The sequence below is a fragment of the Burkholderia pyrrocinia genome (assembly GCF_003330765.1).
Lineage (GTDB): Bacteria > Pseudomonadota > Gammaproteobacteria > Burkholderiales > Burkholderiaceae > Burkholderia > Burkholderia pyrrocinia_B.
Genome location: NZ_CP024902.1, coordinates 2,776,436 through 2,788,310, shown reverse-complemented (window position 1 = coordinate 2,788,310; position 11,875 = coordinate 2,776,436). Strand labels below are relative to the sequence as shown.

The window sequence follows — 11,875 nt, the reverse complement described above, 5'->3', positions numbered from 1 at the left end:
ATCCGGTTTCGTGCGAAGCAGTGCGTGGATGGCGTGCCGGCCAGCGACTCTCGACGCGGCGCGCGACTAGCCGGGTGAGTCTAGATGCAGCGCCCGCCGTCGACTTCGAGGCAGACACCCGTGATGAATTCGGCTTCGTCGGACGCAAGGTAAAGCGCCGCGTTCGCGATGTCCTGCGGCGTCGAGAAGCGGCCGAGCGGGATCGTCGCGAGGAAGCGGCGGCGGTTCTCGGGCGTGTCCTCGCAGCCCATGAACTCGGTCATCAGGGCTGTCTCGCCGAGCACGGGATTGATGCAGTTCACGCGGATGCGGTCGGCGCCGAGCTCGGCCGCGAGCGACTTGCTCGCGGTGATCATCGCGCCCTTCGTGCTGTTGTACCAGACGAGCCCCGGGCGCGGGCGCACGCCGGCCGTCGACGCGACGTTCACGAACACGCCGCCGCCCTGTTCGCGGAAGTACGGAACGAAGGTCTGCACGCACCAGAACAGGCTCTTCATGTTGACGGCGTACACGCGGTCGAATTCGGCTTCCGTCACGTCGAGCACGGGCTTGTTGCGGTGCGTGGTGCCCGCGTTGTTCACGACGATCTGCACCGAATGGAAATCGTCGAGCGCGGCCTGCAGCAGCGCGCGCCAGTCGTCCTGCTTCGACACGTCGCCGGCCACCGCGATTGCCTTGCCGCCCGCGAGCGCGATCTCGCTTGCGACGCGCTCGGCCGCCGCGCCGTTCAGGTCGTTGACGACGACGTTCGCGCCTTCGCGCGCGTAGGTCTTCGCGATGCCTTCGCCGAAACCCGAGCCGCCGCCCGTGACGATTGCCGTCTTGCCGCTCAACCGCATGGTGTGTCTCCTGTGCTGGTGATGAGAGTCGTCGTGTGTCGACCGGCGGCCGGCCGCTGCCGGCCGCGTTTCGCGTGCCGCGCGTTCAGCCGTGCCGGATCGCGATCGTCTTTAGCGCGGTGAAGCCGTACAGCGCCTCGAAGCCTTTCTCGCGGCCATGGCCCGAGTGGCCGACGCCGCCGAACGGCAGTTCGACGCCACCGCCCGCGCCATAGTTGTTGATGAACACCTGGCCCGCGCGAAGGCGCCGTGCGAGACGCATCTGGCGCGCGCCGTCGCGCGTCCAGATGCCCGCGACGAGGCCGTACGGCGTGCCGTTCGCGAGCGCGACGGCTTCGTCTTCGTCGATGAAACGCATCGCGGCGAGCACGGGGCCGAACACTTCCTCCTGCGCGAGCCGGTGCGACGGCGGCACGTCGCGCAACAGCGCGGGCGCCTGGTAGAAGCCGCTTTCGGGCGCGTCGGCAACGACCTGCCCGTGCGCGGCCATCGGAATGCCGTCGTGCTGCGCGTCGGACAGGAAATCCCACACGCGCTGCTGTTGCTTCGCGTTGATCAGCGGGCCGCAGTCGAGGTCGGCGCGGCTCGGGCCGACCCGCAGCCCGTTGAACGCGGTGGCGAGCCGTTCGACGAGCGGCTCGTACACCGCGCGCTCGATCAGCACGCGGCTGCCGGCCGAGCAGGTCTGCCCGCCGTTCTGCACGATCGCCGATACGAGCACGGGCAGCGCCGCGTCGAGATCGGCATCGGCGAATACGATCTGCGGCGACTTGCCGCCGAGTTCGAGCGTGACGGGCACGTGGTTCTCGGCCGCCATCTGCGTGACCAGCGTGCCGGTTGCCGGCGAACCCGTAAAGGAGATGTGGTCGATGCCCGGATGGCGCGCGAGCGCGGCGCCGGCTTCATGGCCGTAGCCGGTGACGATGTTGAGCGCGCCGGCCGGCAGCCCGGCCTCGGCGGCCAGTTCGGCGACGCGCAGCACGGACAGGCACGCATCCTCGGCCGGCTTGACGACGCATGCATTGCCGGCCGCGAGCGCCGCGCCGACGCTGCGCCCGAAGATCTGCATCGGGTAGTTCCACGGCACGATGTGGCCGGTGACGCCGTGCGGCTCGCGCACCGTCAGCACCGTGTAGCCGGCCTGATAGGGGAGGGTTTCGCCGTGCAGCTTGTCGGCGGCGCCCGCGTAGAACTCGAAGTAGCGCGCGAGCGCGGCCGCGTCGGCGCGCGCCTGCTTCAGCGGCTTGCCGGTGTCGCGCGCCTCGATCGCGGCGAGTTCCTCGAGGGAGTCGGTGACGCGCGCCGACAGCCGCATCAGCACGCGGCCGCGCTCGGCGGCGCTCGCGGCGCCCCATGCGCCCGCGAATGCGTCGCGGGCCGCGGCGACCGCGCGCTCGATGTCGGGTGCCGTGCCGCGCGCGATCGTCGCGAACGGCTGGCCGTCGGACGGATCGACGACCGCGATCGTTTCCAGTTGCGCGGGCAACGTCCATTCGCCTGCGATGAAGTGCTTCGCCTCTTCCATGCCTGCTCCTGTCGACCCGAGTTAGCGCTTCAGCGGTTACTCGGGTCCCATGCTTCGCGGTCGACCCGAGTTAGCGCTTCAGCGGTTATGTCGGACCGAGTTAGTGCTTTAGCACTTACTCGGACCCCATGCTTTGCATCGGGTCCCATGCTTCGCGGTCGACCGGCGCCGGTGCTTTAGCGCCGACGCCGATCCCATGCAACGCCGCCGGTCGTTCGACGGCCGGACATCCGGAACGATTATCGCGCCGATCGTCATCCGGACGCCACCGGTCGATTGGCTATAATGGCGCAATCCCTTGGGGGCGCCCGCGGCGTTGCATCGGCCGCGGCGCCCTGTCCCGAATTCCCATCGACCTACAGAGAGCGCTCATGAGCTTCAATCATGTTCCGGCCGGCAAGGACCTGCCGCAAGATTTCAACGTGATCATCGAGATTCCCGCGCAAAGCGATCCGGTGAAGTATGAGGCGGACAAGGAGCTGGGCCTCCTCGTCGTCGACCGCTTCATCGGCACGGGCATGCGCTATCCGGTGAACTACGGCTACATTCCGCAGACGCTGTCGGGCGACGGCGATCCGGTCGACGTGCTGGTGATCACGCCGTTCCCGCTGCTGGCCGGCTCGATCGTGCGTTCGCGCGTGCTCGGCATGCTGCAGATGACCGACGAGTCGGGCGTCGACGCGAAGCTGGTCGCGGTGCCGCACGACAAGGTCTGCCCGATGACGGCGAACCTGAAGTCGATCGACGACGTGCCCGAGTACCTGAAGGACCAGATCAAGCACTTCTTCGAGCAATACAAGGCGCTCGAGAAGGGCAAGTGGGTGAAGGTCGAAGGCTGGGCCGGCATCGAAGCCGCGCATAAGGAAATCACCGACGGCGCCGCGAACTACAAGAAGTAAGCGGCGCGCCGGCCGACGGCCGGTTCGTGCGAAACGCAGACCGCGCGTGTCTCTTCAGGAGGCCGCGCGGTTTTGTTTTGCGCGTGCGGTTTTCTTGCGCGCGGAAGCGGGGGCGGGCGGGGCGGTGGTGTCCGGCGCGTCCTTCGCGCGTTTTGCGCGGCGAGGGGCAGCGGAGGCCGCGGTGGCTTTGGCGGCTTTCGTGGCCGACGGACGGCGGTGGGCCGGTGCGGAAGCCGCGTCGTCGCGTCGGTTTGTGACGGGCTTGGCGGCGGGCGCTTTCCGTTTCGACGAAGGGGCGGCTGCCGACTTGTCCTTTTTTGCCGGTGTGCCGCGCGCCGAGGCTTTTTTCTCGACCGCATCGCCGTCGGTCTTCGCGCGTTTTGCGACCGGCGCGGCCTGTGCTGCCTTTGGCGCCTTGGTCGCTTGTCGGGTCTTCGCGGTCTTTGCAGACTTAACGGCTTTCTCGGCTTTCCCGGCTTTCCCGGTCTTCGCGCTCTTCCCGCCAACCTTTTCCATTTCAGCCGTCTTCGTTGCGTTGTCGACGTTCTCCACCTTTGCTTTCGTCTTTTCCCGCCCGCGCGTGCCCGCCTGCAAACCGGCCGCGTCGCCGTTTTCGTCGAGCGACACCACGGCCGGCAGCACCGATTCCAGCGTACGCAAGCCGGCCGCCAGCTCACGCTTCTGCGCAGCCGTGAGCTGCTTCACCCAATATTCGGCGCGCGACGCGCTCGACCGGTCGGGCAGCGGAAACGACGCGAGCACGGCGCGCGGTTTGCGCGAGCGCGTGTAGCGCGCGCCCTTGCCGGCCGCGTGCTCGTCGAAGCGCGCGGCAACGTCGGTCGTGATGCCGGTGTAGACGCTGTCGTCGGCGCATTCGATCAGATACAGAAACCAGGACATGGCAGGGCGGCGGGATACGAAGTCGCCAGTGTCTCAGAAAACACGCGCGTCAACGCCACCGATCGCCGTGCCCGTCGCGGAAGCGGCGCGGGCCGCTACGCCGTGCCGCGCCGGAACGGGTCGTGCTCGCGCAGTTCGTCGACGTACGCGTGGATATGCTCGGTCTCGCGTTCGAGAAAGCGCGCGACCGCGTCCGAGAACGCCGGGTGCGCGAGCCAGTGCGCGGAGTGCGTGACGGTCGGCAGGAACCCGCGCGCGAGCTTGTGCTCGCCTTGCGCGCCGCCTTCGAACGTGTCGAGCCCGGCCTCGATGCAGAATTCGAGCAACTGGTAGTAGGCCGCTTCGAAATGCAGGCAGGGCACGTGCTCGAGCGCGCCCCAGTAGCGGCCGTACAGCGTGCCGCCGCCGTGCTCGCCACGCCGGTACACCGCGAGCGCGCTCGCGATCGGCTGGCCGTCGGCTTCCGCGATCACGAGCAGCAGGTTCTCGGGCATCGTCGCGCCGATCGTGCGGAAGAAGTCGAGGTTCAGGTACGGGCTGGAAAAGTGTTCGCGGTAGGTCTGCCGGTAGCAGCGCGCAAAGAAGCGCCAGTCGGCGTCGGTGATCCGGTCGCCGGTGAGGCGCCGGAATGTCACGCCCGCATCGTGCACCTTGCGGCGCTCCGCGCGGATGTTCTTGCGCTTCTTCTGCTCGAGCGTGCCGAGGAAGTCATCGAAGTGGCGGTAGCCGTCGTTGAGCCAGTGGAACTGCACGCCTTCGCGCAGCATCATCCCCATCGATTCGAGGAGCCGCGCTTCGTCGCCGGTCGGAAACAGCACGTGCAGCGACGACACGTCGCTCTGCTCGGCGAATGCGAGCAGCGTGGCCGCGAGCTGGCGGCGCGCGCCGTCGTCGGCCGCGAGCAGGCGCGTGCCCTGCACGGGCGTGAACGGCACCGCGCACAGCAGCTTCGGGTAGTAGGGCAGGTTGTTGCGCTGGTACGCGTCGGCCCATGCCCAGTCGAACACGTATTCGCCGTACGAATGCTGCTTCGCGTAGACGGGCGCGGCGGCCGCGAGGCGGCCGGTGCGCGCGTCGGTCAGCGTGACGAAGTGCGGCGACCAGCCTGTATCGTCGACTGCGCAGCGCGCGACGTGCAGCGCGTCGAGGAATTCGTGGCGCAGGAATGGCGTCGGCTGCGCGTCGCGCGCGAGCAGCGCGTTCCATTCGTCGGCCGGCACCTCGGCGGGGGACGACAGGATGCCCGTGCGATAATCGATGCGTTCGTGTTTCAAGCGTGAATCCGTACCGTTGGAGGTTGCCGGACGCGTGCCGCCGTGGCCCGCGCCCGGGACAATTTCGTCAGCCGTTCAGGGCGCGCCGCCGGGCTGCGCCGATCCCGCCATGAAGACCCGACTCGCTCTCGCCCAGATCAACGTCACCGTCGGCGATTTCGCCGGCAACGTCGCGCGGATCGTCGCGGCCGCGCGCGCCGCGCACAACGATGGTGCGCAACTGATGGTCGCGCCCGAACTCGCGCTGTCCGGCTATCCGCCGGAAGACCTGCTGCTGCGGCCCGCGTTCTACGCGGCGGCCGCCGCTGCGCTCGACGCGCTCGCCGACGCGCTGAAAGCGTTCGACGGGCTCGCGGTGCTGGTCGGCCATCCGTTGCGCAGCGTGGGCGAAGATGCGCCGGGCGGCGATCCGCTCGCGCCAGCCGTCGATGGTAATGCAAACCGCCCGATCGAGCGCGGCGTGCCGCCCACCGACACCTTCAACGCGGTGTCGCTGATCGTCGGCGGCGAGATCGTCGGCACCTACCGCAAGCAGGATCTGCCCAACGCCGAGGTGTTCGACGAGAAGCGCTATTTCGCGACGGACGCCGAGCCGCTCGTGTTCGAGCTGAACGGCGTGAAATACGGCGTGATCATCTGCGAGGACGCGTGGCATGCGTCGGCCGCGCAGATCGCGAAGGCGGCCGGCGCGCAGGTGCTGCTGATCCCGAACGGCTCGCCGTACCACATGAACAAGGGCGCGGTGCGCATCGACATCCTGCGTGCGCGGATCCGCGAGACCGGGCTGCCGATGGTGTACGTGAACCTCGTCGGCGGCCAGGACGAGCTCGTGTTCGACGGCGGTTCGTTCGTGCTCGATGCGCAGGGCGCGCTCGTCGCGAAGATGCCGCAGTTCGACGAAGGGCACGCGATCGTCGAATTCGACGGCGCGCGGCCGCTGCCCGGCGCGATCGCGCCCGAGCTGTCGACTCACGCGCAGGTGTACCGCGCGCTCGTGACCGGCGTGCGCGACTATATCGGCAAGAACGGTTTTCCGGGCGTGCTCGTCGGGCTGTCGGGCGGCGTCGATTCGGCGCTGGTGCTGGCAGTGGCGTGCGATGCGCTCGGGCCCGGGCGCGTGCGCGCGGTGATGATGCCGTCGCGCTTCACGGCCGACATCTCGACCACCGACGCGGCGGAGATGGCACGGCGCGTCGGCGTGCGCTACGACGAGATCGCGATCGCGCCGATGTTCGACGCGTTTCGCGCATCGCTCGCGGGCGAGTTCGCGGGTCGCGCGGAAGACGCGACGGAGGAGAACATTCAGGCGCGCATTCGCGGCACGCTGCTGATGGCGCTGTCGAACAAGTTCGGCTCGATCGTGCTGACGACCGGCAACAAGAGCGAGATGGCGGTCGGCTACTGCACGCTGTACGGCGACATGGCCGGCGGTTTCGCGGTGATCAAGGACATCGCGAAGACGCTCGTGTACCGGCTCTGCCGCTATCGGAACGAGACGGCCGACTACCTGCTGCGCGACGTGATTCCCGAGCGGATCTTGACGCGCGCGCCGTCGGCCGAGCTGCGCGAGAACCAGACCGACCAGGACAGCCTGCCGCCGTACGACGTGCTCGACGCGATCATGCGGATGTACATGGAAGAAGACCGGCCGCTCGCCGAGATCGTCGCGGCTGGCTATGCGCAGGCCGACGTCGAACGCGTGACGCGGCTCATCAAGATCAACGAATACAAGCGCCGCCAGGCGCCGATCGGCATTCGCGTCACGCACCGCGCATTCGGGCGCGACTGGCGCTACCCGATCACGTCACGTTTTACCGAGCGTCTCGATTGAGCCGTGCGCGGCTCGCCGGCTTACAATCGGGATCGCGATTTTTCATCCAAACGAGCATTGGGGGACAACCACCATGAAACGCATCACCGCCATCATCAAGCCGTTCAAGCTGGACGAAGTCCGCGAAGCGCTCGCCGAAGTGGGTCTCACGGGCCTGACCGTGACGGAAGTGAAGGGCTTCGGCCGCCAGAAGGGGCATACCGAGCTGTATCGCGGCGCCGAATACGTGGTCGACTTCCTGCCGAAGATGAAGATCGAGGTGGTTGTCGCGGAAGCGCAGGTCGACCAGGTGATCGACGCGGTGATCGGCGCGGCGCGCACCGGCAAGATCGGCGACGGCAAGATCTTCGTGTCGGACGTCGAGCGCGTGATCCGCATCCGCACCGGCGAAGAGAACGAAGCGGCCGTCTGAGCGCCGCAGTCGGCAGCGGGCCGCGTTAGGGCCTGTTCACGCCAATAAAAAACGGTGCGATACCCGGTAGGGTACCGCACCGATACGCGCCTCTCGCAGCAGCGTGGAAAGTGTTGTCGATTCGTTCTTCGGCAGCGCCTGATCAGAACAGGTGCTGGATGCCGGCGTAGACGCCGGTCTGGCTGCCGCCCGGGTTCGGGTTGCCGGTCGATACGGCCGTACCTGCACCGTTGGCGTTCAGGCCGAAGTTCGCGTTCTTGCTGTTGCGCACCGTCGCGACCTGCAGATCGAACAGCGTGCGCTTCGAGATGTTGTACGAGCCGCCGACCGTGTAGATGTTCGCGTTGCCGCCGCCGTGGTTCGCGTTCACGTGATACGCGGCCGCGATCAGCGCCGCCGCCGGCGTCGCTTGCCACGTCACGCCGCCCCAGACCTGCTGGGTGCCGGTCACGCCGGCGTTCACTGCCGGGCCGCCGCTGCCGTCCGCGCGCGATGCCTGGTACGCCGCCTGCACCTTGAACTGGCCGAGGAACACGTTCACGCCCGCGAAGTATTCTCGCGAGTAGTTGAACACGTCCGAGAAGCGGCCGTTGCTGTCGCGCGTTTCGTCGTAGATGCCGCGCAACTGGAACAGCGAGTTCGTATAGGTGACCTGACCGCCCATTGCACGGCCCGGTTGGCCGGCCGTCGTGTTGCCGTTGAAGCTGGTCGAGTTCGAGAACGAGAACTGACCGTAGAAGTCGAGGCCGTAGAACTGCGGCGACTGGTACGAAACGTTGTTGCTGGTCTTGTTCCAGTTGCGGCCGCGGACGAGCGATGCGGTCGACCAGGCCGACTGACCGAACGGGTCGAAGTCCCACACGCCGTTGGCGATCGCGAGTTCACGACCCAACAGCAGCGTACCGTAGTGGTCGTTCGAGATGCCGACCGTCGCAAAACGATCCCAGATCGAGCCGCTGAAGCCGCCGGTCATCGTGTTGAACGCGCCTTCGAGGTGGAACAGGATCTTGTTGCCGCTGCCGATGTCCTCGCTGCCCTTCAAGCCCCACAGGCTCGTGCCCCAGTCGCCGCTTTCCGCGCGCACTTGGTGGCCGTTTTGCAGGCCGTTCATGTACTCGATGCCTGCATCCAGGCGGCCATACAGCGTGACGCTGCTCTGCGCGTGCGCCGTCACCACCCCAGCAGCCATCAGCGCGGCCGCGACCAAAGCTTTCTTCATCATCTCCTCCATACCCTGTCAAAAAGTCAACCCATACTGCACGAGATGCCCGGAGCAACGAGCGCCGGGCAAAAGCGGGATAACCAGGGAGACCTCGTGCAGGGCCGGTAAGCGCAGCACGCGGGCAAGCAGACGGAAAACCGTTGAGCGGTCCCGCGCAGCCGGGTCGGCCTGCGGGGTCTCCTTGTAGTGTCGTGAAGCTAAACTACATTTCACGAACTTCGTTTTGCTACTTTGGTTACTAATTTAGCAAAAATACAATTTTGTGGCGATGGAAATCGTTGTTTGACTAACACGTGTCGCCAAATTGCCATGCAACACAGTGCGCATCAGGTGCCCTAAGGGTTCGCAATTACCGGAAAACCCTTGTCCCGCAAGGGAGACACGAATTCCGCGAACAGGGGTCAAGGATTGCCACTATTGACGTTGTCGGGGCGCGAGCGTAAGCGCCCAAGACGAGAAATTGGTAAGTATTTCGTAATGAATTGGCGGCCGTCGGCGGCCGCTGGCTGGTGCCTGCAACACGTGTCGCGCAAGGCGCGCCGCACTGGCGCGCTTCGCTCAGCCGGGGCCCGGCCGTGCGTCGAGCAGCTGCGCGCGAATCCACCGGTGCGCATCGGTGCGCGCATGCTTCGCGTGCGAGTAGACCTTCACCGTGTAGCGCGGGATCTCGAACGGCGCCGGGAAGATGCGGATCGGCGCCGCGTGCCGCAGCGCCTGCGCGGCGCGGTTCGGCACGGTCATCAGGAGTGCGGATTCCGCGATCACGAACGGCGCGGCCAGCACGGTCGGCAATTGCACGGCGACCTGCCGCGCGAGGCCGAGGCGATCGAGCACGTAGTCGACGACGCCGCGCGATTCGTTCCACGGCGTGACGACCACGTGGCGTGCCGCAAGGTACTGCTCGAGCGTCAGCCGCCGGCGGATGTCCGGATGGGCGGCGCTCGCGATCACGACGTAGTCGTCGGAGAACCAGTCGAAATCCTCGATGCCCGCCGCGTCGGCCGCCGATTCCTCGTGGTAGCCGAGCGCGAAATCGATGCGGCCGGCCGCGAGTTCGTCGACGGAAATCTTCCGGTCGGAATGGACGACGCGGATCCGCAGCCGCGGCGCGACGTGCTGGATGCGCGCGAGGAACGCCGGCAGCACCGCGAACGCCGTGTAGTCGGTCGCGGCGAACACGAACGTGCGATCGCTTTGCGCGGGATCGAAGCGGCGCGCGCGGGCGAGCCCCTTCGACATCGCGTCGAGCGCGTCGCCGGCCCATGTGGCGATGTCGTCGGCGCGCACGGTCGGCTGCATCTCGTTACCGAGGCGCACGAACAGCGCGTCGCCGATCGCGTCGCGCAGCCGCGCGAGCGCGTGGCTCAGCGCGGACGGGCTCATCGCGAGCTCGTGCGCGGCCGCGGCGACCGATCGGTGGCGGTACAGAGCGTCGAATGCGAGCAGCAGGTTCAGGTCGAGACGGCGCAGGTCGGGATGCATCATGTTCAGGTCGGAATGAAGAAACTGCACTTCCTGCAGGCGGAGCATGAACGTAGCATGATGGTTTGCTCGACGCCAGCGCGGTTGCGCGGCGCCGCTTACCGTTTCAAATCCGGGCCGGAGGAGGGCCCAATCCGTGCAAATCGAGATCCGTTCCGCCACCGTCGCCGACGTGCCGCAGATCCTGCGTTTCATTACCGAGCTGGCTGTCTACGAGAAAGCGGAGCACGAAGTGGTCGCGACGCCCGCGTCGCTCGAGCGCAGCCTGTTCGGCGAAGGGTCGCCGGCGCGCGCGCTGGTGTGCGAGGTCGACGGCGAGCCGGCCGGCTTCGCCGTGTATTTCTTCTCGTATTCGACGTGGCTCGCCCGGCAGGGGCTGTATCTCGAGGATCTGTACGTGTCGCCGCGTTTTCGCGGCGCCGGCGCCGGGCTGCGGCTGCTGAAGACGCTCGCGCGGATCGCGGTCGAGTCGGGCTGCGGGCGTTTCGAATGGAGCGTGCTCGACTGGAACGAACCGGCGATCCGCTTCTACGAGCGCGTCGGTGCGGCGCCGCAGAGCGAATGGGTGCGTTACCGGCTCGCGGGCGACGCGCTGCGCGCGTTCGCCGGCAGCGAGCCGGTAAGCGCCGCTTGATCAGGATGTAAACGCAAAACGGGCGCCGCGCGGCGAACCGCGGGGCGCCCGTTCGCGTGTCGTGCGTTACTTGAGGCTGCCCGACAGGAACCCGCGCAGGCGTTCGCTCTTCGGGTTGGCAAACACCTCGGCCGGCACGCCTTCTTCCTCGACGCGGCCCTGGTGCAGGAACATCACGTGGTTCGACACGTTGCGCGCAAAGCCCATCTCGTGCGTGACGACGATCATCGTGCGGCCTTCCTCGGCGAGCTTCTGCATCACCTTCAGCACTTCGCCCACCAGCTCCGGGTCGAGCGCCGACGTCGGCTCGTCGAACAGCATCACGTCCGGATGCATCGCGAGCGCGCGCGCAATGGCAACGCGCTGCTGCTGGCCGCCCGACAGGTGCGACGGATACTGCTTCTCGACGCGCGGCGCGAGGCCGACCTTCTCCAGATACTCGCGTGCACGCTCCTCGGCTTCCTTCTTCGGGATGCCGAGCACGTTCACCGGCGCTTCCATCACGTTCTCGATCACGTTCATGTGCGACCAGAGGTTGAAGTGCTGGAACACCATCGACAGCTTGGTGCGCACGCGCTGAAGCTGTTTCGGATCGGACGCGCGCAGCGCACCCGACTTGTCGGCCGTCGTGCGCACTTCCTCGCCGTCGACCACGATGCGGCCCGCATTCGGCTGCTCGAGGAAGTTGATACAGCGCAGCATCGTGCTCTTGCCGGAGCCGGACGAGCCGATCACGCTGATCACGTCGCCCGAGTTCGCCTTCAGCGATACGCCCTTGAGCACCTCGTTGTCGCCGTACCGCTTGTGCAGATCGTCGACGAAAAGCTTCTGAGTCTGGGAATTCATCAATAGTCCTG

11 protein-coding genes are annotated in these 11,875 nt (G+C 67.1%); 4 read left to right on the top strand and 7 right to left on the bottom strand.

From position 1 onward, the window contains the following. Positions 1 to 80: 80 nt before the first annotated feature. Together CUJ89_RS13565 and CUJ89_RS13560 are read right to left on the bottom strand one after the other, a co-directional pair. Positions 81 to 839, bottom strand: a complete 759-nt coding sequence (locus CUJ89_RS13565) for an SDR family oxidoreductase (RefSeq protein ID WP_114177767.1) — start codon at positions 837 to 839, stop codon at positions 81 to 83. Between the two features lie 85 nt (positions 840 to 924). Further along, positions 925 to 2,364, bottom strand: a complete 1,440-nt coding sequence (locus CUJ89_RS13560; protein WP_114177766.1) for an aldehyde dehydrogenase family protein — start codon at positions 2,362 to 2,364, stop codon at positions 925 to 927. Positions 2,365 to 2,735: 371 nt separating this feature from the next. Here CUJ89_RS13560 and ppa point away from each other — a divergent pair, with 371 nt between their 5' ends. Then, complete coding sequence (gene ppa / locus CUJ89_RS13555; RefSeq protein ID WP_011352863.1) at positions 2,736 to 3,263, top strand: inorganic diphosphatase; 528 nt, start codon at positions 2,736 to 2,738, stop codon at positions 3,261 to 3,263. Positions 3,264 to 3,317: 54 nt separating this feature from the next. Here the strand turns inward: ppa and CUJ89_RS13550 are convergent, their stop codons facing one another. Both CUJ89_RS13550 and CUJ89_RS13545 read right to left on the bottom strand, forming a co-directional pair. Further along, on the bottom strand, positions 3,318 to 4,163 hold the full coding sequence (locus CUJ89_RS13550; protein ID WP_114177765.1) for a GIY-YIG nuclease family protein: 846 nt from the start codon (positions 4,161 to 4,163) through the stop codon (positions 3,318 to 3,320). A gap of 95 nt (positions 4,164 to 4,258) precedes the next feature. Further along, positions 4,259 to 5,437, bottom strand: a complete 1,179-nt coding sequence (locus CUJ89_RS13545; RefSeq protein WP_114177764.1) for a GNAT family N-acetyltransferase — start codon at positions 5,435 to 5,437, stop codon at positions 4,259 to 4,261. A gap of 109 nt (positions 5,438 to 5,546) precedes the next feature. Between CUJ89_RS13545 and CUJ89_RS13540 the strand changes: the two genes are divergently transcribed. After that, positions 5,547 to 7,268 (top strand): NAD+ synthase, encoded by a 1,722-nt coding sequence (locus CUJ89_RS13540; RefSeq protein WP_114177763.1) that lies wholly within the window; start codon positions 5,547 to 5,549, stop codon positions 7,266 to 7,268. Between the two features lie 73 nt (positions 7,269 to 7,341). Further along, a complete protein-coding gene (locus CUJ89_RS13535) occupies positions 7,342 to 7,680 on the top strand; it encodes a P-II family nitrogen regulator (protein ID WP_006398637.1) in 339 nt (112 codons plus the stop codon). Positions 7,681 to 7,822: 142 nt separating this feature from the next. Here the strand turns inward: CUJ89_RS13535 and CUJ89_RS13530 are convergent, their stop codons facing one another. Then, a complete protein-coding gene (locus tag CUJ89_RS13530) occupies positions 7,823 to 8,902 on the bottom strand; it encodes a porin (protein WP_114178609.1) in 1,080 nt (359 codons plus the stop codon). 558 nt (positions 8,903 to 9,460) lie between these two features. Further along, on the bottom strand, positions 9,461 to 10,432 hold the full coding sequence (locus CUJ89_RS13525) for a LysR family transcriptional regulator (RefSeq protein ID WP_236654894.1): 972 nt from the start codon (positions 10,430 to 10,432) through the stop codon (positions 9,461 to 9,463). A gap of 88 nt (positions 10,433 to 10,520) precedes the next feature. Here CUJ89_RS13525 and CUJ89_RS13520 point away from each other — a divergent pair, with 88 nt between their 5' ends. Beyond that, entirely contained in the window at positions 10,521 to 11,018 is a 498-nt protein-coding gene (locus CUJ89_RS13520; protein ID WP_114177762.1) for a GNAT family N-acetyltransferase, read from the top strand. A gap of 66 nt (positions 11,019 to 11,084) precedes the next feature. On the opposite strand, the gene CUJ89_RS13515 is transcribed toward CUJ89_RS13520, so the two are convergent. Then, positions 11,085 to 11,864: an ABC transporter ATP-binding protein gene (locus tag CUJ89_RS13515; RefSeq protein ID WP_114177761.1), complete on the bottom strand. Its 780-nt coding sequence runs from the start codon at positions 11,862 to 11,864 to the stop codon at positions 11,085 to 11,087. Positions 11,865 to 11,875 lie beyond the last annotated feature (11 nt).